The sequence below is a fragment of the Micromonospora rosaria genome, from assembly GCF_001567585.1.
Classification (GTDB): domain Bacteria; phylum Actinomycetota; class Actinomycetes; order Mycobacteriales; family Micromonosporaceae; genus Micromonospora; species Micromonospora rosaria.
Map to the genome: position 1 here is coordinate 25,186 of NZ_LRQV01000045.1, position 22,405 is coordinate 47,590.

General features: G+C 73.4%; 17 protein-coding genes. 7 read left to right on the forward strand and 10 right to left on the reverse strand.

Annotated elements, in window-relative coordinates; all coding sequences use genetic code 11:
* Nucleotides 1–49: 49 nt before the first annotated feature.
* The 4 genes from AWW66_RS14515 to AWW66_RS14530 all read right to left on the reverse strand — a co-directional run bounded on the left by AWW66_RS14515 (nucleotide 50) and on the right by AWW66_RS14530 (nucleotide 3,072).
* Nucleotides 50–529 carry an SCO6045 C-terminal-like domain-containing protein gene (locus AWW66_RS14515; RefSeq protein ID WP_067365661.1) on the reverse strand — a complete coding sequence of 160 codons (480 nt, stop codon included), beginning with the start codon at nucleotides 527–529 and terminating at the stop codon, nucleotides 50–52.
* Complete coding sequence (locus AWW66_RS14520; protein ID WP_067365709.1) at nucleotides 526–1,326, reverse strand: MbnB/TglH/ChrH family RiPP precursor modification enzyme; 801 nt, start codon at nucleotides 1,324–1,326, stop codon at nucleotides 526–528. Before AWW66_RS14520 ends, AWW66_RS14515 begins: the two co-directional genes overlap by 4 nt.
* Before the next feature lie 86 nt (nucleotides 1,327–1,412).
* Entirely contained in the window at nucleotides 1,413–2,330 is a 918-nt protein-coding gene (locus AWW66_RS14525) for a TIGR04222 domain-containing membrane protein (RefSeq protein WP_067365664.1), read from the reverse strand.
* Between the two features lie 169 nt (nucleotides 2,331–2,499).
* Entirely contained in the window at nucleotides 2,500–3,072 is a 573-nt protein-coding gene (locus tag AWW66_RS14530) for a TetR/AcrR family transcriptional regulator (RefSeq protein ID WP_067365667.1), read from the reverse strand.
* 200 nt (nucleotides 3,073–3,272) lie between these two features.
* Between AWW66_RS14530 and AWW66_RS14535 the strand changes: the two genes are divergently transcribed.
* Nucleotides 3,273–3,917: an HAD family hydrolase gene (locus AWW66_RS14535; RefSeq protein ID WP_067365670.1), complete on the forward strand. Its 645-nt coding sequence runs from the start codon at nucleotides 3,273–3,275 to the stop codon at nucleotides 3,915–3,917.
* A 181-nt stretch (nucleotides 3,918–4,098) separates the two neighbouring features.
* On the forward strand, nucleotides 4,099–5,037 hold the full coding sequence (locus tag AWW66_RS14540; RefSeq protein WP_067365672.1) for a serine protein kinase RIO: 939 nt from the start codon (nucleotides 4,099–4,101) through the stop codon (nucleotides 5,035–5,037).
* A gap of 135 nt (nucleotides 5,038–5,172) precedes the next feature.
* Here the strand turns inward: AWW66_RS14540 and AWW66_RS14545 are convergent, their stop codons facing one another.
* Nucleotides 5,173–5,418 carry a DUF2630 family protein gene (locus tag AWW66_RS14545; protein WP_067365675.1) on the reverse strand — a complete coding sequence of 82 codons (246 nt, stop codon included), beginning with the start codon at nucleotides 5,416–5,418 and terminating at the stop codon, nucleotides 5,173–5,175.
* 629 nt (nucleotides 5,419–6,047) lie between these two features.
* Between AWW66_RS14545 and AWW66_RS14550 the strand changes: the two genes are divergently transcribed.
* Nucleotides 6,048–6,467 (forward strand): roadblock/LC7 domain-containing protein, encoded by a 420-nt coding sequence (locus AWW66_RS14550; RefSeq protein ID WP_396890503.1) that lies wholly within the window; start codon nucleotides 6,048–6,050, stop codon nucleotides 6,465–6,467.
* A 77-nt stretch (nucleotides 6,468–6,544) separates the two neighbouring features.
* Here the strand turns inward: AWW66_RS14550 and AWW66_RS14555 are convergent, their stop codons facing one another.
* From AWW66_RS14555 to AWW66_RS14570, 4 genes are all read right to left on the reverse strand, one after another.
* Nucleotides 6,545–9,364, reverse strand: coding sequence for an aconitate hydratase (locus AWW66_RS14555; protein WP_067365680.1), 2,820 nt, complete (start codon nucleotides 9,362–9,364; stop codon nucleotides 6,545–6,547).
* Between the two features lie 257 nt (nucleotides 9,365–9,621).
* Complete coding sequence (locus tag AWW66_RS14560; RefSeq protein ID WP_067365684.1) at nucleotides 9,622–10,278, reverse strand: C39 family peptidase; 657 nt, start codon at nucleotides 10,276–10,278, stop codon at nucleotides 9,622–9,624.
* A gap of 748 nt (nucleotides 10,279–11,026) precedes the next feature.
* Entirely contained in the window at nucleotides 11,027–11,686 is a 660-nt protein-coding gene (locus AWW66_RS14565; RefSeq protein WP_067365687.1) for a C39 family peptidase, read from the reverse strand.
* A 354-nt stretch (nucleotides 11,687–12,040) separates the two neighbouring features.
* Nucleotides 12,041–12,226 carry a hypothetical protein gene (locus tag AWW66_RS14570; RefSeq protein ID WP_067365690.1) on the reverse strand — a complete coding sequence of 62 codons (186 nt, stop codon included), beginning with the start codon at nucleotides 12,224–12,226 and terminating at the stop codon, nucleotides 12,041–12,043.
* Between the two features lie 54 nt (nucleotides 12,227–12,280).
* Here AWW66_RS14570 and AWW66_RS14575 point away from each other — a divergent pair, with 54 nt between their 5' ends.
* From AWW66_RS14575 to pulA, 4 genes are all read left to right on the forward strand, one after another.
* Nucleotides 12,281–13,087 (forward strand): hypothetical protein, encoded by an 807-nt coding sequence (locus AWW66_RS14575; protein WP_067365693.1) that lies wholly within the window; start codon nucleotides 12,281–12,283, stop codon nucleotides 13,085–13,087.
* Between the two features lie 47 nt (nucleotides 13,088–13,134).
* A complete protein-coding gene (locus AWW66_RS14580) occupies nucleotides 13,135–13,524 on the forward strand; it encodes a hypothetical protein (protein WP_067365695.1) in 390 nt (129 codons plus the stop codon).
* Between the two features lie 225 nt (nucleotides 13,525–13,749).
* A complete protein-coding gene (locus AWW66_RS14585) occupies nucleotides 13,750–14,394 on the forward strand; it encodes a cellulose binding domain-containing protein (protein ID WP_245648292.1) in 645 nt (214 codons plus the stop codon).
* Nucleotides 14,395–14,601: 207 nt separating this feature from the next.
* On the forward strand, nucleotides 14,602–20,115 hold the full coding sequence (gene pulA, locus AWW66_RS14590; RefSeq protein ID WP_067365699.1) for a pullulanase-type alpha-1,6-glucosidase: 5,514 nt from the start codon (nucleotides 14,602–14,604) through the stop codon (nucleotides 20,113–20,115).
* A gap of 98 nt (nucleotides 20,116–20,213) precedes the next feature.
* Here pulA and AWW66_RS14595 read toward each other — a convergent pair whose 3' ends face one another.
* Nucleotides 20,214–21,932 (reverse strand): hypothetical protein, encoded by a 1,719-nt coding sequence (locus AWW66_RS14595; RefSeq protein ID WP_067365703.1) that lies wholly within the window; start codon nucleotides 21,930–21,932, stop codon nucleotides 20,214–20,216.
* Between the last annotated feature and the right edge of the window lie 473 nt (nucleotides 21,933–22,405).

Consider the following 22,405-nt stretch of genomic DNA (forward strand, 5'->3'; position numbering starts at 1 on the left):
CCGGGATCCTGCCGTACCCGGTGTCGGGCGGGCACGCCGAGGGTGGGGGTCAGTGCTCCGCCGGGGCGGGGTCGACGGCCGGGCGGGGGGCCGGGCGGAGCAGGCGTACCCGGCCGGCGAGCTGACCGGCGACGGCGCCGCCGGCCCGGCCCAGCGCGGGGGCGCGGCGGCGGCGCGGGGGGTTGCGCCCGTCGTAGCGGGTGGTCGCCTCCCGGGTGGCCAGCTCGTCCGCGCCGAGCGCCGGCAGCTCACCCCGGTCGTGCAGGTGCCGGGCCAGGTCCCAGCCGTCGCGCAGGGAGCCGTTGGTGGGCCGGTCGGCCGCCCAGGCGGCGAAGACGCCCGGCCAGGACGGGCCGAGGGCGGCGGCGAGCAGCGGCCAGTGCCGGGCCACGTCGCCGGCCCGTTTGCGCAACAGCGCGGTACGCGCGGCGGCCAGCGGGCCGGGCGCGAAGCCCGGCGGCGGTGGGGCACCGGCGACCAGGGCGGCCACCAGGGCGGCCTGCCGCGCGGCGAGGTCACCGGTCGTCACGTGACCACCGGGTGGCCGGCCACGGCGGCCAGCGCGTCCAGCTCGGCGCGCAGCTCGGCGGCGGGCGGGTAGTGCCCGTCCCGTTCGAGCAGCAGCGCCGGGGGCGACCGCCGGGCGCACAGCTCACCGACCAGGTCCAGCACCTCGGCCGGCAGCGGATCGGTGTGCGTGTCGTGGTAGAAGCCGCCCGCCTCGGCGCCGCCTGCGACGTGCGCGTACGCGATCCGGTCCAGGGGCAGCCGGTCCAGCAGCGCGACCGGGTCGGTGCCCCGGTTGCGGGCGTTGGCGTAGACGTTGGCGACGTCGAGCAGGAGCCACGCCCCGGTCCGGTCGAGGATCTCGGTGAGGAACGCGGCCTCGTCGAGGTCGTCGTCCGGCCAGTCGAAGAGGGCGGCGATCGGTTCCAGCGCGATCGGCACCGGCAGCTCCGCCTGGGCCCGGCGGACGTTGGCCACGGTCGCCGCCACCGCCTCCCGGCTGCGGGGCAGCGGGAGCAGGTGGCCCGCCTCCAGCCCGCCGGCGCGGACGAAGGCGATGTGCTCGCTCACCAGCGGCGCACCGGTCAGCTCCGCGACCCGGGCCAGGTGCGTCACCCGGTCCGGGTCGACCGGCTCGGCCCCGCCGAGGGAGAGCCGCACCCCGTGCGGTACGACCGTGACGCCCCGGGCCCGCAGCTCGTCGAGGCCGCCGGGCAGCGGCCCGGCCGAGGGCACCGACTCCGCGATCACCTCGACGAACCGCAGTCCGGGCAGGTCGGCGACGAAGCCGGCGATCTCCGGCCGCCAGCCGATGCCCACCCCGCTCGGACCGGTCCCCGTGCCGTCGGCCCCGGTGCCGTCGGGGTGCCGGGTCGAATGCGGGTGCGGGGCCGGGTCCGGACCGGTCACCCGCCGCACCCGCCGCCGCAGCCGCCACCACCCCCGCCGCCGCAGCCGCCCCCGCCGTCTCCACCGCTGCCGCCGCCACCGTCCCCGCCGCCGGTGGACCCGCCGCCGGTGCTGCCGGCCGCCGACTGCCGCTGGATCTCGGCCTGCTCGGCGAAGGCCGGGTCGAACGCCCACAGCGACGCGGTGCCGAAGAGGGCCACGCCCATCGCGGCCCCCGCCGCCCCGTAGGTGGCGTAGGCCGGCGCGGCCGTCGGGGTGAGGTGCGCGTGCTGCCGGCGTTGCGCGCGCAGGGCGGCCCGCGCCGCCCGGGTCTGCCGAGGGGCCAGGAAGAACACGACGGCCAGTACCGCGGTGAGGATCAGGCTGGCGATGAGGAAGCCCACCGGCCGGTCGTTGGCGAGCCCGGCGACGACCCGGAGCCAGCCCAGCGCCTCCAGCCCGAACAGGACGATCCCGCCGGTGCGCAGTCGTTGCCGCTGCGCGGGGGTCAGCAGCAGGCCCCGCTGCCGCAGGGTGTCCCGCAGGGTCGTCAGGGCCGCGCCGACCTCGGGATCGAGGTGCAGCTCGCGGGCGGTGCGCCGCCGGTACGCGGCCCGGTGGACCGCCACGTCCAACGGGGTGCCCCCCGCCGGCAGGCTGCCGCTGGCGGCCAGCCGGCGGTCCGGGCTGACGCCGACGATGCCACTGGCCCGCAGTCCGCTGAGCGCCGCCCAGACGGCCCGCTGGGCGCCGCCGGCGAGGTAGGCGACCTGCTGGGCGTCGAGATGGTCGGGGCGACCGGTCGGGCCGGCGAGGATCCGGGCCCGGTCCACCGCCGCCCCGACGGCGACCACGGCGACGGCGGTGAGGTAGATCCCGAGGAAGACCGGACCGGAGATGCCCCAGGTGTCACCGGATGCGGCGATGACGATCATGCTCGGCTCCTGGTTGTCGCGCGAGAAGGGTGGATCTCATTGTGGGGTAGCCGTGCCAGGACCGGTGCAGCGGTGACGTCCGGTCGGTCTCCGGTCGTCGGCGCGTACGGGCCGCCGAACCGGCCCCGGGCCATCAGCCCCAGCCGTGGGCTCCCGGCCCCGGCGACCGTCAGGGGCGGCGGACCGCCTCCTCGACCAGGTCGAGCACCCGACCCAGGTCGCCGGCGGGGCGGCCCATCGCCAGGTGCAGCACCAGCCCGTCGTAGGCCAGCTCCAGGAACTGGGCCAGGACGTCGATCGGGACGTCCTCCCGCAGCACCCCGGCCTCCCGCTGCCGGGCCAGCCGGTCCCGGGTGGCCTCGGCGATCGCCGCCGACCGCTCGGTCCAGCGGCGGGCGAAGGCGGGGTCGGTGCGCAGCCGGCGCGACACCTCCAACTGGCTGCCCAGCCAGCCGGTGGTGTCCGGGGAGACCGCGCGGGCCAGCAGGTCCCGCATCACCTGGACCAGACCGTTGCGGGCCACGGTCTCGACCATGGCGACGGCGTCGTCCTCGGCGACGGCCAGGAAGAGCGAGTCCTTGTCCCGGAAGTGGTGGAAGATCGCGCCCCGGGACAGGCCCGTCGCCTCCTCCAGCCGCCGTACGGTGGCCCCCTCGTAGCCGTGGCGGGCGAAACAGGCCCGCGCGGCGGCCAGGATCTCCTGTCGCCGGGCGTCGAGCTGGTCCTGACTTACTCTGGGCACGGGTCGATCGTGTCAGGTGCGGTAGGCCCGTGCAAACCGTACGTACGGCTTGGGGAGCGCCGCCGTCCCGGGCAGTCGCTCCGTTGATCCGCTGGCCGGCGGCGCGCTTCCGGCCCGGGGTGTACGCGGTGGCGTCGGAAGGCCACGGTGGGCCACCCGGCCCTGTCGGCGGCACCCGGTCGTCCCGTACCCTTCGGCGGGTGCCGTTGCTCCTGCTTGATCTGGAGAACACCCTGATCGACCGGTCCGGGGCGTTCCGTACCTGGGGGGCGCGTTTCCTGGCCAATGTCGGTGCTCCGCCCGCCGACCTCGACTGGCTGCTGTCCATCGACGCCGACGGCCTGACCGACCGGTGGGACCTCGCGGACGCCATCCGGGGCCGGTACGGCCTGCTCGTGCCCTCGATCGACCTGGTCGACGAGCTCCACGAGGGGGTGCTAGCCCACACCCGGCTCGATCCGCTGGTCGCCTGCGCGCTGCGGATCGCCGACGACGCCGGCTGGGTGCCGGTGGTGGTCAGCAACGGCGCGGTACGGCACCAGGAGGAGCTGATCCGGCGCACCGGGGTGGACCGGTACGTGGCCGACTGGGTGATCTCCGAAGAGGCCGGGGTGAGCAAGCCCAACCCGCGCATCTTCGCCCTCGCCGCCCAGCGGGTCCGGATGCCGTTGCGCCGGGCCTGGGTGATCGGCGACAGCCCGGAGACCGACATCGGGGGCGCGACGGCGGCCGGTCTGCCCAGCGTCTGGCTGCACCGGGGCCGCCGGTGGCCGGATGCCCGGTTCGCTCCCACGCACGCCGTCGAGAGTCTGATCGCCGCGATCGCCCTGGTGCTCGCCGGCTGACCCGGCCCGGCCCGGCCGGAATTCGGTTGACCGCCCGCCCGGCGGTCACCAGGATGGTCGGCGCACGTACGGCATGTGCCCGGGTGACGCCCGGTCGAGTGGTGAGGAGGTCGGTCATGGCCGTCTTCGCAGGGTTTGCCCGCCCGACCCCACCAGCCTCGATCAAGGGATCACCAACGACGTGCGTGAAGACCACGACCTGCCGGCGCCTGCGCGCCGTACCCGCGGCAAGCGCCGCTTCGACGACGACGAACCGTACCTGCTGAAGCGCGGCCGGCCCGCCGAGCCGGCCCCGGCCGAGCCCGACGACGAGCCGGACCCGGCGACCGGGGACCACTGGTCCTCCTGGGACGCGGCCGTGCACGGCCCCGAGCCGTACCCGGACTGGCTGGTCACCGAGCTGGCCGCCCGGGACACCGAACTGGGCGTGCTCAAGACCGGCAAGGAAGCCGACGTGCACCTGGTCCGTCGGGCGGTACCGGAGACCGACCGGTCCTGCCTGCTGGCGGTGAAGCGGTACCGGGACGCCACCCACCGGCTCTTCCACCGCGACGCCGGCTACCTGGAGGGCCGCCGGGTCCGCCGGTCCCGGGAGAACCGAGCGATGGCGGGCCGGACCGCCTTCGGCCGGCAGATGATCGCCGGCCAGTGGGCCGCCGCCGAGTTCGCCGTCCTCGCCCGGCTCTGGGAGTTGGGCGACGCCACCGGCGCGATCCGGGTCCCGTACCCGGTCCAGTTGCTCGGCACCGAGCTGATGCTGGAGTTCCTCGGCGACCCCGCCTCCGGGCGGGCCGCTCCCCGGCTGGCCCAGCTCCGGCCCGGGTCGGCGCAGCTCGGCGACCTCTGGACGCAGTTGGTGGACGCCCTGGTGCTGCTCGCGCGGGCCGGGTACGCGCACGGCGACCTGTCCCCGTACAACCTCCTGGTGCACGACGGCCGGCTGGTCCTGATCGACCTGCCGCAGGTGGTCGACCTGGTGGCGAACCCGCAGGGGCCGGAGTTCCTGGCCCGCGACGTCCGGGTGGTCGCCACCTGGTTCGCCGCACGGGGCCTCACCGGCGCCGCCACGGACCCGGCGGCGCTCACCGGGACCCTGCTGCGCGAGGCGGGCCTGCGCTGAGCACGGGCGGCCCGGACGGCACACCAGCCGTCCGGGCCGCCCGCAGGTGCGTGAGCGCCCCGTGCCCGAGCGTCCGGCTGCCCGGCTGCCCGGGGCGGGTCGACCTGTCCGCCCCCGGCGGGCCGCCGGGTCGCGCTACTGGAGGTACCGCTCGACCTCCGAGGTGGGGCGGACCCCCTGGGCCTCCGGGTCGCCGTGGGTCTGTCGGGCGGCCCGCCGCCGACGGAGCAGGTCCCAGCACTGGTCCAGCGACTCCTCCAACTCCCGCAGCCGGTCCCGGTCGCCCTCGGTGCCCGACTCGTGGACCTGCGCCGCCGACCGGAGCCGGTGCTCCTCGTCGACCAGGTCGGAGATCCGCTTCAAGATGTCCCTGTCGTCCATGCCTGTGAGCCTGGCACAGCCCGGCGCAACGCGCGGCCGGTCGTCGATCCTGCGCGCCACCCGGCCTGCCGGGGCGATGCCGCCCCGTGCCCGCACATCACCGCGCCCCACGCACCACCGTGCCCGGCCGCCCGGTTCTCGGCTGTGGACGGTGCCGTCGGCGGGCCGGTCGGGCGAAGGTACCGGGTATCTCACACCGCCGGATGGCCGCCCGGCCTTCAGCCGCGAGGCGAAGGGTGAGATGCTCACCAGCCGTATGGTGAAAATTTTGCCCGTCCGGCCATTGCGGGCCGACTCGCGCCGGTGCCCGCCTCAGGTCTACGGGGTGGCCCGCAGCGGTCGGTGCCGGTGCGTGCGCCCGCCGGCCGGTGGGCCCCGACGATCGGGTGGGTGGCCGACGGAGAACGTCGGCCGCCCGGTCGGCGGCGGAGGGGCGGCTCCGACCGGAGCGTCGATGACAGTCCATAATGGATGATCAGGTGCGGCGCCGGGCGGCGCCGGTCGCACCCGGCTCCGTGGCCGCCGCCGGGCCGTACCGGCCGGGCCGCCGCCGGGCCCACGGGTCGGGTACGACGGAGAGTCCGACACGAGCGAACGGCGACACCAGCCGGGGAAGAGGACGACGAGTGGTGCAGCAGACGACTCCGAGCGCAGACCTGACGTGGTTGCTGGACGACCTGGTCGGCCGGGTGCAGCAGGCCGAGCACGCGGTCGCGCTCTCTGCGGACGGCCTGCTGATGGCGTCCTCGCGGGGACTGGGCCGGGACGACGGGGAGCACCTCGCGGCGATGGCGGCCGGCATCCAGAGCCTCGCCCGGGGGGCCGGCAAGCGGTTCGGCGGCGGCCGGGTGCAGCAGACGATCATCGAGATGCAGTCGTCGTTCCTGTTCGTCACGGCCGCCGGGCGCAACGCCTGTCTCGCCGTCCTCGCCGACGAGGAGGCCGACGTCGGGCTCATCGCCTACGAGATGGCGATGCTGGTCGCCCGGGTCGGCAAGTTCGTCAACTCCCCGTCCCGGCTGCCCGACCTGCCGCCCGAGCAGCGCTAGCCCGGCCGCCTACCGGCCCGGCCGCAACGACGCGGGGCCCCTGCCGTACACCGGCAGGGGCCCCGCGTCGTGTGCCGTCAGCTCGCGATCATGCGGCGCAGGACGTACTGCAGGATGCCGCCGTGGCGGTAGTAGTCCGCCTCACCCGGGGTGTCGATCCGGACCACCGCGTCGAACTCGACGCCGGTGTCGGTGGTGACCTTGACGGTACGCGGGGTGCGCCCCTCGTTCAGCTCGGTCACCCCGGCGATGCTGAACGTCTCGGTGCCGGTCAGGCCCAGCGACTCGGCGGTCTCGCCGGCCGGGAACTGCAGCGGCAGGACGCCCATGCCGATCAGGTTCGACCGGTGGATCCGCTCGTACGACTCGGCGACGACCGCCTTCACACCGAGCAGCATGGTGCCCTTGGCCGCCCAGTCCCGCGACGAACCGGAGCCGTACTCCTTGCCGGCCAGCACGACCAGCGGGATGCCCGCCTCCTGGTAGGCCGTCGAGGCGTCGTAGATCGAGGTCTGCTCGCCGGTCAGGTGGTTGACCGTGAAGCCGCCCTCCACGCCCGGGACGAGCTGGTTGCGCAGCCGGATGTTGGCGAAGGTGCCCCGGATCATCACCTCGTGGTTGCCCCGGCGGGAGCCGTACGAGTTGAACTCGTGGCGCGGCACCCCGTGCTCGGCGAGGTACTTCCCGGCGGGGGAGTCGGCCTTGATCGCGCCGGCCGGGGAGATGTGGTCGGTGGTCACCGAGTCGCCCAGCTTGGCCAGTACCCGGGCCCCGCTGATGTCGGCGACCGGCGCCGGCTGCTGTCCCATGCCCTCGAAGTACGGGGGCTTGCGCACGTACGTCGACTCGCCGTCCCAGGCGAAGGTGTCGCCGGTCGGGGTGGGCAGCGACTGCCAGCGCTCGTCACCGGCGAAGACGTCGGCGTACGCGGCGCTGAAGCCGGTGGCGCCGATCGCCGAGGCGATGACGTCCTGGATCTCGGCGGTGGCCGGCCAGATGTCGCGCAGGAAGACCGGGTTGCCGGCGCTGTCCTCGCCGAGCGGCTCGTTGGCCAGGTCGATGTCCATCGTGCCGGCGAGGGCGTACGCCACCACCAGCGGCGGGGACGCCAGGTAGTTCATCTTGACGTCCGGGTTGATCCGGCCCTCGAAGTTCCGGTTGCCGGAGAGCACCGAGACGACGGCGAGGTCGTTCTCGTTGACGGCGGCGGAGACCTCCTCCGGCAGCGGGCCGGAGTTGCCGATGCAGGTGGTGCAGCCGTACCCGACCAGGTTGAAGCCGAGCTTCTCCAGGTAGGGGGTCAGGCCGGAGCGGTCGTAGTAGTCCATGACGACCTTGGAACCCGGGGCCAGGGTGGTCTTCACCCACGGCTTGCGGGCCAGACCCTTGTCCACCGCGTTGCGGGCCAGCAGCGCCGCACCGATCATCACCTGCGGGTTCGAGGTGTTGGTGCAGGAGGTGATCGCGGCGATCACCACCGCGCCGTGGTCCAGCTCGTACTCGACGCCGTCGGCGCCGGTGACCCGGATCGGGTCGCTGGCCCGGCCGCCGGCGCCGACGGCGGCGGTGACCAGGTCACGCGGGGCGTCGGCCGGGTCGTTGACGTCGTTGGCCGGGGAGTCGCTGGCCGGGAAGGACTCGGCGCTGGCCTCGTCGGCCGGGCCGGCGGCGCCGGAGGGCAGCTCGGCCCCGGCCTCGACGGTCACGTAGTCGGCCAGCGCCGAGCGGAACAGCGTCTTGGCGCTGCCCAGCGGCACCCGGTCCTGCGGGCGCTTCGGGCCGGCCAGGGAGGGCTCGATGGTGCCCAGGTCCAGCTCCAGGCGCTCGGAGTACTCCGGCTCGTGGGCCGGGTCGTGCCAGAGGCCCTGCTCCTTGGCGTACGCCTCGACCAGCGCGACCTGCTGCGGGTCGCGGCCGGTCAGCTCCAGGTAGCGGACGGTCTCGGCGTCGATCGGGAAGATGGCGACGGTGGAGCCGTACTCCGGCGACATGTTGCCGATGGTGGCCCGGTTGGCCAGCGGCACGGCGCTCACGCCGGGGCCGTAGAACTCGACGAACTTGCCGACCACCCCGTGCTTGCGCAGCATCTCGGTGATGGTGAGGACCAGGTCGGTGGCGGTGGTGCCGGCCGGCATCTCGCCGGAGAGCTTGAAGCCGACCACGCGCGGGATCAGCATGCTGACCGGCTGGCCGAGCATCGCGGCCTCGGCCTCGATGCCGCCGACGCCCCAGCCCAGCACCCCCAGGCCGTTGACCATCGTGGTGTGCGAGTCGGTGCCGACGACGGTGTCCGGGTACGCCTGGCCGCCCCGCTCCATGATCGTGCGGGCCAGGTACTCGATGTTGACCTGGTGCACGATGCCGGTGCCCGGGGGAACGACCTTGAACTCGTTGAACGCGGTCTGGCCCCAGCGCAGGAACTGGTAGCGCTCCTTGTTGCGCTCGTACTCCAGCTCGACGTTGCGCTCGAAGGCGTCCTCGCGGCCGAACAGGTCGGCGATGACCGAGTGGTCGATGACCAGCTCGGCCGGGGCGAGCGGGTTCACCTTGGTGGCGTCGCCACCGAGGTCGCGGACCGCCTCGCGCATGGTGGCCAGGTCGACCACGCAGGGTACGCCGGTGAAGTCCTGCATCAGCACCCGTGCCGGGGTGAACTGGATCTCCACGCTCGGGTCGGCGGTCGGGTCCCAGCCGCCGAGCTGCCGGATGTGGTCGGCGGTGATGTTCGCGCCGTCCTCGGTCCGCAGCAGGTTCTCCAGCAGGATCTTCAAGCTGTACGGCAGCCGGTCGTGACCGTCCACCTTGTCGATCTTGAAAATCTCGTAGCTCGCGTCTCCGACGCGTAGCTGGGTCTTCGCACCGAAGGTGTCGAGGCTCGCCACGTCGTACTCCTTCACACCAGCGACCGTGAGTAGTCCTGAGCAGTCTGTCGCACCGGTCGGGGCGCCGCCGAGGTTAGGCGACACTTACCGCCACTTCGCGCTTCAACAAAACCGTACGTCCGTCTTGCTATTGGCGCAACCTCGCGTCACTCTCCGGGACGACCGGCACCCATGATCCACCACCCGGTCACCGGCCGCCCGGCGGCGACCGGCACGCAGACGAAAGGGCCGACCCCGGGTGGGGTCGGCCCTTTCGTCTGCGTGCCGGTGGCTCAGTGGATGTAGCCGCGGGTGGCGATCCAGTCGGCCAGGTTGTCCACGCTCATCTTGTAGCTGGCCTGGTTCGGGTCGGCGGAGTCGGCGATGGTGACCGTCCGGCCCTCGTCGGAGTAGCCGACCACGCTGATGTAGTGGCCACCCTCGAAGGAGTGGGCGTTGCCGTCGGTGTCGGTGGCGGTGCCGGCGATGTTCGCCACCACGGCCCGACCCTCGTCCACGGTCCGCACGATGTCGGCCCGCAGCCGATCGGTCTGCTTGTCGTCGGCCTTGCTGCTGCTGATCTCGACGCTGCGGTAGGCGTCCTTGCCGGTGTGCTTGTTGAGGACCGGGGTGATGTCGTTGACGGAGTCGGTGCCGGCCTCGGTGGTGCGCATCTCCTTGGCCATCTCGTGGACGGAGATGTCCTTGCCCTGGACGCTCAGGGCGTTACGGGCCGCGGCGGGGCCGCAGTAGTAGAAGTTGGGCTGGGCCTCGTAGCGCACGTTCAGCTCACGCTCTCCGCCGGGGCGACGCTCGGTCTGCACGGCGGCGGTGGCACGCCCCTGCTCGGGGGCGGCGTGGGCGGCGGTCACGGGGCCGGCGATGGCACCGCCGGTGAAGGCGAGGCCGGCGGCGGTCAGGGCGGCCTTGCGAAGCAGAGTGGTACGCATGATGAGTGCCTCTCTGTCGGGGGTACGGCACCGCCACGGGGGAGCGACGGGTGCCGCGAGGGGGAGAAAGTGAGCGGGACATCCGGCGGCTCGGCCTGCTCGGGCGTCCGGTAGATGTAACGACCCGGGGGCCGGCCACATTCCGGCCGGCGTCATCCGGGATCCCGGGGCGGGGCCCACTGCCCACGCCGGGGGAGGCGAGGGCGGGCGGGGGAGCGCCCGGGGTATGCCATGTACAACGCCTCCACCCCCGCGACGATTCCGCCGCCCGGGTGACCCCCGCCACCGGCCAGGGTGGCGAACCGGACACCGGGGAGTCGGGGGACATCCCGGCGGACGGCCTCGGGGGACGCGGCTCCCGGCCCCGGTCTCGCAGGCGTCAGGCTGCCGGTCGCGCGGCTGTCATGCCGCCAGGTGTGCCGGGTCGCCCGGTCCGGCCTCGCGCGCAGACATGCCGTGACGCAGACCTGAAGGAACGGGTGTGGGTCGCGACGGTGCATCCACGCCGGGTCGCCGGTAGGAACGACCAGGTCACCCGGCGCGCCGATGTCCGCCCGGTGGAGGCGTCCGCCCGGCCCGGGGTGTTTGCGGGCCGGGGCCGCGTCCGCCCGGCTGCGGGGGGTGTGGGCGGTCCCGGGCCGGACACGCCGAACGGGCCGGCCTCGGGGGTGTGGGCGGGGCCGGGCCGGATACGCCGAACGGGCCGGCCCCCGCAGAGGGGGCCGGCCCGTTCGTGGACTGGGTCGGGTCAGTGGGCGTAGCCACGGCTGGCGATCCACTGGGCCAGCTCGCTGACGTCCAGGCGGTAGGAGGCCTGGTTCGGGTCGGCCGAGTCGGCGATGGTCACGGTGCGGCCCTCGTCGGTGTAGCCGACCACGCTGATGTAGTGGCCACCCTCGAAGGAGTGGGCGTTGCCGTCGGTGTCGGTGGCGGTGCCGGCGATGTTGGCGACCACGGCACGGCCGTCGTCGACGGTCCGCACGATGTCGGCCCGCAGGGTGTCGACGCGCGTGGTGTCCGCCTTGCCCGACGGGATCACCGTGCTGCGGTACGCGTCCCGACCGGTCTCCTTGTTCAGGACCGGCGTGATGTCGTTGATGGAGTCGGTGCCGTTCTCGGTGGTGCCCATCTCCTTGGCCATGGCGTGCACGTCGATGTTCTTGCCCTGCACGCTCAGGGCGTTGCGGGCCGCGGCGGGGCCGCAGTAGTAGAAGTTGGGCTGGGCCTCGTAGCGGACGTTCAGCTCGCGCTCGCCGCCGGGCTTGCGCTCGGTCTGCACCGCGGCGGTGGTCCGGCCGAGGGCGTCGGGGGCGGCGTGGGCGGCGGTCACGGGGCCGGCGATGGCACCGCCGGTGAAGGCGAGGCCGGCGGCGGTCAGGGCGGCCTTGCGAAGCAGAGTGGTACGCATGATGAGTGCCTCTCTGTCGGAGGTACGGCACGCCACGGGGGAGCGGCGCGCCGCGAGGGGGAAGTCAGGAGGTCGCCCGGCGGCTCGGCCTGCTCGGGCGTCCGGGAGATGTAACGACCCCCGCCCCGCCACGATTCCGCCGCCGGGGTGGCCCCGGTCACGGGACATATCACCACATATCGGACACGGGGGTCGGTGGGGCGATGGTCCGGGGTGCCGCTGGGGCCTCACGCACGGCCTGGTCGACCGCGAACCCGCCGGCCGGTTTCCGCCCGGGGTCGACCCGGCGGCGGTGTGGGACCGGGCCGTGGGCGACCTTCGCCGTCGCGCCCCGCCCGGCGCCGCGGTGTCGAATCAGGAGGAGGCGGCGTCGCCGGGAGAGGTGGCCTCCTCGTAACGGTCCCGCAGCCGGGCCCGGATCTCCTCCGGGGTGTACGCCCGGCGGCGTCGTTCGGCCCGCGCGATGACCACGCCGGTCGCGGCGACCCCCGCGAGACCGGCCAGCCCGAGCACCTTCCACCACTGCACCCGTTGCCGCATCGGCCTAGGGTAGACCTCCATGAGCGACCGAACCACCAGGGGAGCGCGGGCGGCATGAGCATCAGCCTGGACGAGGCCGTGGAGCTGACCCGGACCGGTGACGTGTGGGTGTTCCGGGGGCGCAGCGTGCCGGACCGCGCGATCCAGTTCACCACGAACAGTCCGGTGAACCACGTCGGGATGGCCGTGGTGCTCGACGACATGCCGCCGCTGATGTGGCACGCCGAGCTGGGCCGGTCGCTGCGGGACATGTGGACCGGCACCCACCATCGCGGGGTGCAGTTGCACGACCTGCGGGACGCGGTCTGCGTCTGGGCCAACCGGTACGGCCAGCGGGCCTGGCTGCGGCAGCTCGAACCGTCGGCCGACGCGGAGATGGAACGGGCGGTGCTGCGCACCATCGCCCGGCTGGACGGCACCCCCTTCCCGTCCACCGCCCAGCTCGCCTGGCGCTGGCTGCGGGGCCGCACGCCGGCCGTCCGGCTGCCCGACGGGTTGCCGGGGTCGTTGCCGCAGCGGTTGACGAGCCGGCTGCCGCAGCGGTGGCGGCGTGGCCCGGGGCGTGGCGTCCCGGTGGCGGGTGACCTGCCGGGCGGCCCGGCCACGGACGACTACTCCGGCGGTCCGGTCGGGGCCGGGCGGGCGGAGGCGGCCGGCGGGACGCCGGTGCGGGACGCGGCGCTGGAGACGGCGTACTGCGCCGAGGTGGTCGCGGTGACGTACGAGGCGATGGGGCTGCTGCCGGCCGGTCGCCGGCCGAACTGGTACGACCCGGGCCGGTTCTGGAGCGGCGACGACCTCGGCCTGGCCGCCGGTGCGCAGCTCGGCGCGGAGATCGAGGTGCGCATCCCGCCCCGCTGAGTCGCCGGACGGGTTTGCCGGGGCGGCCGGGCGGCAATTGCAGTCCCGTGAACGCCTCGACCGATCTCGAGACCCTGGCCGACTTCTTCAACCGGTACGGCGTCGCCCTGACCACCGGCGACATCGCGGCCGTCGCCGGCTGCTACGCCCTGCCGGGGCTGGTGGTCGCGGACACCTACAGCTTCACCTTCACCAGCCCGGCCGCGGTGGCGCTCTCGTTCATCGGCGCCGCCCCGGACTACCAGGAGCGGGCGCTGATCGCGGCGAACGCTCTCATCAGCGAGGTCCAGCCGGTCTCCGCCCTGCTGACCATGGTGGCCGTGGAGTGGGAGTTCCTGGACGGCGAGGGGCGTCGGGTGCCGGGTGAGCGGTATCGTTACCTGCTGCGCGGCACCGACGAGGGCCCGGTCATCTGCACCGTGGTTCGGACCGGCTGACCGGGCTCCAACCAGGATCGGCGAGCGTTCGGCGGCCTTCTCGGCGCTGTCGGGGAAGTTCCGTGATCACCCCGGTACTTTCCGACATTGCCCACGATCGCTACGCTCTCCGGACGGGACCGACCGGGGAGGGGTATGTCCGGCACGCGTCGCGCGCAGCATTCGGTCCGTGCCAATGCTGTGGCGTCCTCGCCCTGGATCGTGGTGTCGGTCGGCGTGATCGTGATGGTCGTGCTGATGGTGGTGGCGTTCTGTTCGAGTCAGGGGCAGGGGCTCACCGACGACGTCCACTTCGGATCGAGTGGGGCGGGTGTCTCGCTGCCGGCGCTGCCGCCGGCCGAGGACGAGCCCTCCGCGCCGACGCCCGAGGTGGCGGTGCGGACGCCGGCGCCGCCCGCCGTGCCGGGCCTGTCGCCGCGCTCCACCGACCTGCCCCGGACGCCGCAGGGCTCCGAGTCGCCCGAGCCCACCGAGCCGACGCCGGCCCGGTCGCCGCGACCGTCCCGCCCGGCGCAGGCGTCCGGGCAGCCCAGCCCCGACGCACCCCGCTCCGAGGTGACCGGCCGGTACGGGGTCGTCGGCAACTACGGTGACGCCTTCATCGGGGAGTTGCGGCTGACCAACGCCGGGTCGGGGTCCGAGCCGTGGCAGGTGCGGCTGGTGTACCCGCAGGGGCGGCTGGTGACCGCCTGGGTGGAGAGCGCCGAGCAGGGTCGGGGGTCCATGTCCGACGGTGTCTTCAGCTACGTCGGCGGGGTCGACCTGCCGCCCGGTGGCTCGGCCGTGCTGCGGTTCCACCTCGAACGGACGGGCCCGAGCACCCGTCCGGTGCGCTGCACCGTCAACGGCTCGCCCTGCTCCGGCGGCTGATCCCCGCCCGCCGGCAGGCCCTGCCCACCCGGCTGGTCCCCGCCCGCCGACCGCCCCGGGTGATCCGCTCGGCGGTTCGCGCTGCCCCCTCTCCGCGCTGTCTTGCGCAAGATGATGACCTTGTTGCGGCTCTGTTTGCAAGGTATTGCAGAATGTTTCGGCAAGGGCTAGCGTGCGGGCCAATCAGCGACCAGAGGAAGGCCGTCGATGAAACCCCCGCCGCTGCCGCGCAGAGCGCTGCTCGCCTTGGTCTCCACCCTCACCCTCGCCCTCGTCGGTACCCCGGTCGTCGTCCACCAGCTCGGCGCCGAGCCGACCGGGCGGCCGGCCAGGGTCGAGCCCGGCACCGACCCGCTCGCCGCCGCCGGGGCGCGCCAGTGGCGCACCGAGCCGTCGGCGGCGGACCTGCTCGCCGCCGGTGCCCCGGCGGGGAGGGCCGAACAGTTCTACTTCCTGCTGCCGGACCGGTTCGCCAACGGCGACCGGCGCAACGACGCCGGTGGCCTCACCGGCGACCGGCTGCGCACCGGCCTCGACCCCACCGACAAGGGCTTCTACCAGGGCGGTGACCTCAAGGGAGTGCTCGACAACCTCGACTACATCGAGGGGATGGGCACCACCGCGATCTGGCTCGCCCCGGTGTTCACCAACCGCCCCGTGCAGGGCAGCGGGGACGACGTCTCGGCCGGCTACCACGGCTACTGGATCACCGACTTCACCCAGGTCGACCCGCACTTCGGCACTAACGAGGAGCTGAAGAAGCTGGTCAAGGCCGCGCACCGGCGCGGGATCAAGGTCTACCTCGACGTCATCGTCAACCACACCGCCGACGTCATCACCTACGCCGAGGACCGGTACTCCTACGTCGACAAGAAGACCGCGCCGTACACCGACGCGCAGGGGCGGGCCTTCGAGGACCGCCACTACGCCGACGGTACCCGGGACTTCCCGGCGGTGAACCGGGACTCCTTCCCGTACACCCCGACCTTCGCCACCCCCGCCGACGCGAAGGTCAAGGTCCCGGCGTGGCTCAACGACCCGACGATGTACCACAACCGGGGCGACTCCACCTTCGTCGGCGAGAACAGCGAGTACGGCGACTTCTTCGGCCTGGACGACCTGTGGACCGAGCGGCCCGAGGTGGTGCGCGGGCTGACGAAGATCTACGCCGACTGGGTCACCGAGACCGGGGTGGACGGCTTCCGGCTGGACACCGTCAAGCACGTCAACCTCGACTTCTGGCCGCAGTTCAGTCAGGGCGTCGAGCGCGCCGCCGAGCGGGCCGGCAAGCCGGACTTCTTCATGTTCGGTGAGGTCTACAGCGCTGACCCCGAGGTCACCTCGACGTACGTGCGGCAGGGCGGGCTGCCGGCCACCCTGGACTTCGCCTTCCAGGAGGCGGCCCGGGGCTTCACCGCCGGCCCCGGCTCCGCGAAGGCCCTCGCCGACGTGTACGCCCGCGACGACCTGTACGCCGCCCGGGACACCGACGCCCGGCGGCTGACCACCTTCCTCGGCAACCACGACATGGGCCGGATCGGCTCGTTCATCGCCTCCGGTGGCACCGACCCGGCCAGCCACCTGCGCCGCGACCAGCTCGCCCACCAGCTCATGTTCCTCACCCGGGGGCAGCCGGTGGTCTACTCCGGCGACGAGCAGGGCTTCACCGGCCCCGGTGGGGACAAGGACTCCCGGCAGACCATGTTCGCCTCGAAGGTGCCCGACTACCTCGACGACGACCTGCTCGGCACCGACCGCACCCACGCCGAGGACCAGTTCGACCGGCGGCACCCGCTCTACCGCGCCATCGCCGAGCTGGGTCGGCTCCGCGCGGCGCACCCGGCGCTTCGCGACGGCGTCCAGGTCACCCGGTACGCGGCCGACGGCCCCGGCGTCTTCGCCTTCTCCCGCTTCGACCCGCGCACCCGCACCGAGTACCTCGTCGCGGCGAACAACGCCGACACCCCGCAGACTGTCACCGTGGACACCTGGTCGCCCGGTGCCCGGTTCACCGGTATCTACGGCGCAAGCAGCGCGGCCGTCGCCGGGCCGGACGGCCGGCTCACCGTCACCGTCCCGCCGCTGTCGGCGGTGGTGCACCGGGCCGGTACACCGGTCGCCCTGCCCGCCGGCACGCCCCGGCTGACCCTCACCGCCCCGCAGGCCGACGCCCCGGTCGCCACCCGGGCCGCCGTCACCGCCGAGGTGGCCGGCGACCCGCTGGCCACCGTCACCGTCGCCGCCCGGGTCGACGGCGGGCGGTGGACCCTGCTCGGCAGCGCCCACCGCGCGCCGTACACCGTGCACCACGACCTGACCGGGCTGCCCGGCGGCACCCGGATCGAGTACAAGGCGGTGGTCCGCGACGGCCGGGGCCGCACCGCCACCGCCCGGACCAGCGCCACCGTCGGCACCCCCGACACCAGCGCGTCCCGGGACTGGGCGGTGGTGCACTACCAGCGCCCCGACGGCCGCTACGACGACTGGAACCTGTACGCCTGGGGCGACATCGACCCGGGGTACGTCACCGAGTGGCCGAAGGGGCAGCCGTTCGCCGGCACCGACTCGTACGGCCGGTTCGCCTGGGTGAAGCTTAAGCCGGGCGCGCGGTCGGTCGGGTTCCTGGTGGTCGACGCCGACGGGAACAAGGACGTCGACGCCGACCGCACCATCGACGTGGCCAGCACCGGCGAGGTCTGGATCAGACAGGGCGACCCGACGGTGCACCCGAGCCGGGAGGCGGCCACCGGTGAACCGGACCCACCGGTCGACGAGTCGACGGCGGTGATCCACCACCGTCGGGCCGACGGGAACTACGACGGCTGGGGGCTGCACGTCTGGGACGGCGCGGCCGAGCCGACGGACTGGGCGAAGCCGCTGCCGCCGGCCGAGGTGGACTCGTTCGGCGCGGTGTACCGGGTGCCGCTGGCCGACGGGGCGACCGGGCTGTCGTACATCATTCATCGGGGCGACGAGAAGGACCTCCCCACCGACCAGCGGCTCGACTTCGCCGAGGCGGGTCGGGAGGTGTGGCTGCTCGCGGCCACCCCGGGCCGGGTGCTGCCGTCCACCGCGAGCGGCCCGGGTCAGGACCTCGACATCACCCGGCAGCGGGCGCACTGGATCGACCGGTCCACCGTGGCCTGGTCGGTGCCGGCCACCGACGGGCGGACGTACGCCCTGGTCAGCGCCGCCGACGGCGGGGTGAGCGTGGTTGACGGGGAGCTGTCCGGCCGGTACACCTCGCTGCCGCTGACCGCACAGCGCAACGGGCTCACCGAGGCCCAGCGCGCGGCCTTCCCGCACCTGTGGGCGCACCGGACGTTCACCCTCGACCGGGGTGACCTGGCGACGGTCCCGGCGGCGCTGCGCGGGCAGCTCCTGGTCACCGAACGCGACCACACCGGGCGGCTGCTCGGCGCGACCGGGGTGCAGATCCCCGGCGTGCTCGACGACGTCTACCGGGCGGCGACCGCCGCCGAGCTGGGGCCGACCTTCACCGGGGGACGCCCGAGCCTGGCCGTCTGGGCGCCCACCGCGCAGACGGTGGCGCTGCAGCTCTTCGACACCCCGACCGGTCAGCCCCGCACGGTGGCGATGCGCCGGGACGACCGCACCGGCGTCTGGTCGGTGCGCGGGGAGCGGAGCTGGACCGGCCGGTACTACCGGTACCAGGTGCGGGCGTGGCAGCCGGCGACGCAGCGGCTCGCCACGGTGGCGGTGACCGACCCGTACTCGGTGGCCCTGGCCCCGGACTCCACGCACAGCCAGCTCGTCGACCTGGCCGACCCGGCGCTGGCCCCGGCGGGCTGGGCCGGGCTGCGCAAGCCGGCGGCGGTCCCGTCGGCGAAGGTGCAGATCAGCGAGTTGTCGGTGCGGGACTTCTCGGTCGCCGACGACAGCGTCCCGGCGGACCGGCGGGGCACCTACCTCGCCTTCACCGACCCGGCCAGCACCGGGATGACACACCTGCGCGGCCTCGGCGACGCCGGGGTCACCCACCTGCACCTGCTGCCCACGTTCGACTTCGCCACCATCCCGGAACGCCGGGCCGACCAGCGCCGGACCGACTGCGACCTGGCGGCCCTGCCGCCGGACTCGCCGCGGCAGCAGGAGTGCGTCGCGGCGGTCGCCGACACCGACGGCTACAACTGGGGGTACGACCCGCTGCACTACACCGTGCCGGAGGGCGGGTACGCGGTCGACCCGGCCGGGGCGGCCCGCACCACCGAGTTCCGCCGGATGGTCGCCGGGGTCAACGGCGCCGGCCTGCGGGTGGTGCTGGACGTGGTCTACAACCACACCTCCGCCGCCGGGGCGGACCCGACGTCGGTGCTCGACCAGATCGTGCCCGGCTACTACCACCGGCTACTCGACGACGGCACGGTGGCCAACTCCACCTGCTGCGCGAACACCGCGCCGGAGCACGCCATGATGGGCAAGCTGGTGGTCGACTCGATGGTCACCTGGGCGAAGCACTACAAGGTGGACGGGTTCCGGTTCGACCTGATGGGCCACCACCCGAAGGCGAACATCCTGGCCGTGCGGGCCGCGCTGGACAAGCTGACCCTGGCCCGGGACGGCGTGGACGGCCGTAGCATCCTGCTCTACGGCGAGGGCTGGAACTTCGGCGAGGTGGCCGACGACGCCCGGTTCGTCCAGGCCACCCAGGCCAACCTGGCCGGCACCGGGATCGGCACCTTCAACGACCGGCTCCGCGACGCGGTCCGGGGCGGCGGCCCGTTCGACCCGAACCCCCGGCAGCAGGGCTTCGCCTCCGGCCTGTTCACCGACCCCAACGGCGACCCGGTCAACGGCACCGAGGCGGAGCAGCGGGCCCGGCTGCTGCACTCCCACGACCAGATCAAGGTGGGGCTGACCGGCAACCTGCGCGACTACCGGTTCACCGACTCGGCCGGCCGGTCGGTCACCGGCGGCGAGGTCGACTACAACGGCGCGCCGGCCGGGTACACCGCCGCGCCGGGGGAGGCGGTCACCTACGTCGACGCGCACGACAACGAGATCCTGTACGACGCGCTGGCGTACAAGCTGCCGCAGGACACCCCGGCGGCCGACCGGGCGCGGATGCAGGTGCTGGCGCTGGGCACGGTGGTGATGGGGCAGGGCGCCGGGTTCGTCACCACCGGCACCGAGCTGCTGCGGTCGAAGTCGCTGGACCGCAACTCGTACAACTCGGGAGACTGGTTCAACCAGATCCGGTGGGACTGCCGGCAGGGCAACGGGTTCGGCATCGGCCTGCCCCCGGCGGCGGACAACCGGGACAAGTGGCCGTACGCGCAGCCGCTGTTGGCCGACCCGGCGCTGGTGCCGGACTGCGCGGCGGTCGAGCTGACCCGGGCCCGGTACGCCGAGCTGCTGCGGATCCGCCGTTCGTCGCCGGTGTTCGGGTTGAGCACCGCCGCCCAGGTGCAGCAGCGGGTGGCCTTCCCGCTCTCCGGTCCGCAGGAGACGCCGGGCGTGCTGACCATGACGGTGGACGGCCGGGGGCTGGACCGCCAGTGGCGGTCGGTGACCGTGGTCTTCAACGCCACCGGGCGGGCGGCGACGCAGCGGGTGACCGGGCTGCGCGGGGCGGACGTGTCGCTGCACCCGGTGCTGCGGGACTCGGCGGACCCGGTGCTGCGGACCGCGTCGTTCGACCGGGACACGGGCACGTTCACCGTGCCGGCGCGCAGCGTGGCGGTCTTCGTCCAGCGCTGACGTACCCGTGGGCCGGCCCCCTTCCGCGCGGAGCGGAAGGGGGCCGGCCCTGGTTCGTGCCTCGTGCCGCCGGTGGTCGGCCGCACGTTACCCCGTGGTCAGCCGAAGCAGCGCGGGATCGTGGTGAAGCTGCCCTTGCAGTTGGTCGGCCGGTTGCCGGTGACCGCCGTCTTCTCGTCCAGGGACACGCCGGAGTTGTTGGTGAAGATTCCCCCCGGCGGGAACGTGGCGAAGTTGAAGGCGACCGTCGACTTGGTCAGGGTGACCTGACCGTCCCAGTTGAAGATGCCGCCGCCGAACGAGAACGGGCCGATGGCCCGGTTGCCCAGCACCTCGGTCTCGCGCAGCGTGGTGGTGCTGTGCGAGTTGAACAGCCCGGCGCCGAAGAAGCCGGCCGTGTTCTCCTTGATGACGCTCTTCTCGATGGTGGCCGCGCTGCCGAAGGTGATGGCGAGGCCGCCGCCGACGCCCGCGGTGCTGTTCCGCGCCACGGTGGTGTGCCGCAGGTTGAGCTGGGCGTCCGCCGTCGCGATGCCACCGCCGGCGACCACCGCGGTGTTCGAGACGATGTGCGAGTTGTAGACGTTGGTGGTGCCGCCGACGTCCAGCAGGCCACCGCCGAAGCCGAGGGTCTCGTTGTCGACGAGGTCGGTCTTGTCGACGATGACGGTCCCGGCGTCGATGTCCTTCTTGAAGATCCGCGGAGCGCCGTTGGAGATGCCGGCACCGCCGATGATGGCGGTGTTGTCCTTGATCTTCGACTCGTTCACCTTGAGCAGGCCGGCGTTGAAGATGCCACCGCCGAAGAAGAACGCCGTGTTGTGGGCGATCTCGCTCTTGCGTACCTGCGTGGTGCCGTAGTTCGCCAGGCCGCCGCCGTTGCCGCCGGCCTGGTTGTGGATGATCCTGGTGTCCACCAGGTCGGCGCTGCCGCCCGGCTGCACCAGGATGCCGGCCCCGTCGAACCATCCGGGGTACTCCACCAGTGGCGCGGCCAGCCCCGGCTTGGGGGAGACCTTCGGCGCCGCCTTCAGCGCCGCCTTGCCCTCGGTGGCGAGCGCCTTGTCGAGCTGCTTGCCGGCCTTGACCGCCTCGGTGACCTCGGTCGAGGTCGAGTACGCCGACCACACCGAGTGCGGCGTCGGGCCGTTCCAGTAGGGCAGCGTCTGGCCGCCCTTGACGGTGACGCCCTTGACGGTCAGGTGCCCGCCGGGGCCGACGTTGAGGATGCGGAAGTAGTCGGCGGTGGCGTCCCGGACGATCGTGGTGTGCTCGCCCGTGAGGGTCACCCGGTTGGTGATCACCGGCAGACCGTTGCCGTGGTCGCTGCGGGTGAGGGTGTAGGTGCAGTCCTTCGCCAGGCGCAGCTCGGTGTCGCCACCGTGGTTGTCGTTGGCGAAGATGATCGCCTGGATCAGCCTGTCCGTGTTGCAGGGCACCTCCTTCCCCCGCTTGTCGTCCCGGCGGTCCTCGTTCTCCCGGCGGTCCTCGTTCTCCCGGCGGTTCTCGTTCTCCCGGTTGTTCTGGGTGGATCCCTTGCCGTTGCCGTTGTCCTTGCGGTTGTCCTGGTCGGAGCGGTTGTCCTGGTCGGATCGGTTGTCCTCGCGGCCCTGGTCGCCGCCGCTGGCGATCTGTTGGGCGACGGCCAGCTTGAGGTCGCTCACCCCGACCGCCACGGCGGTGCCGGCGACGCCCACGGCGGCGAGGCTCACCATTCCGGTCAATCCGGCCACGCCGCCCACCCACCAGAGCCGACGGCGGCGAGTGGCCGCCGTGGCCCGGTCGGAGGTTGCGTTCTTCTCTAGGTAGTTGGACATCGGAGCTCTCTGCCCTCTCCTCGTACCAGACAGGGTCACCACACCTCAGGCGGGGCGTCCCCTGCTACAAATCGGTTGTAGCTGCCGAAACCTAAGCTATGAGAACTTTCCTCGCCTTGTAGCCAAACCCGAAATATCTCTGCGTTTAGGTGCGGACAGGGTGAATCTGCTCTTACCTCGTGGGGAGGGTGCGAACGGGGCTGGGGCCACCATTCGCCGCAGCGGCCCGGGGAGAAGACGACAACGCGCGCCCCCTCACCGCCGGCCCGGCGACGAAGGGGCGCGCTCTATGTGGATCAGCCGCTCACCGGTCGGGCGGAGCAGCGCGGGACGGTGGTGCGGGCGGCCGGGCGACGCCGGCCGACGACCCCAGGATAGGGGAATGATTCTCGCAACACGGGTGGAAAGCGAGGAAAGCCCCCAACCTGCGCGGAAGGGGGCTGCCCGGCGTGGACCGGTCGAAGGGGGCCGGG

Bases quoted from the DNA above. Each gene is read 5' to 3' on its own strand.
- AWW66_RS14525 (WP_067365664.1), bottom strand. From the start codon at position 2,330: ATGATCGTCATCGCCGCATCCGGTGACACCTGGGGCATCTCCGGTCCG.
- AWW66_RS14545 (WP_067365675.1), bottom strand. From the start codon at position 5,418: ATGGACGACAGGGACATCTTGAAGCGGATCTCCGACCTGGTCGACGAG.
- AWW66_RS14560 (WP_067365684.1), bottom strand. From the start codon at position 10,278: ATGCGTACCACTCTGCTTCGCAAGGCCGCCCTGACCGCCGCCGGCCTC.
- AWW66_RS14565 (WP_067365687.1), bottom strand. From the start codon at position 11,686: ATGCGTACCACTCTGCTTCGCAAGGCCGCCCTGACCGCCGCCGGCCTC.
- AWW66_RS14570 (WP_067365690.1), bottom strand. From the start codon at position 12,226: ATGCGGCAACGGGTGCAGTGGTGGAAGGTGCTCGGGCTGGCCGGTCTC.
- AWW66_RS14575 (WP_067365693.1), top strand. From the start codon at position 12,281: ATGAGCATCAGCCTGGACGAGGCCGTGGAGCTGACCCGGACCGGTGAC.
- AWW66_RS14585 (WP_245648292.1), top strand. From the start codon at position 13,750: ATGGTCGTGCTGATGGTGGTGGCGTTCTGTTCGAGTCAGGGGCAGGGG.
- pulA (WP_067365699.1), top strand. From the start codon at position 14,602: ATGAAACCCCCGCCGCTGCCGCGCAGAGCGCTGCTCGCCTTGGTCTCC.
- AWW66_RS14595 (WP_067365703.1), bottom strand. From the start codon at position 21,932: ATGTCCAACTACCTAGAGAAGAACGCAACCTCCGACCGGGCCACGGCG.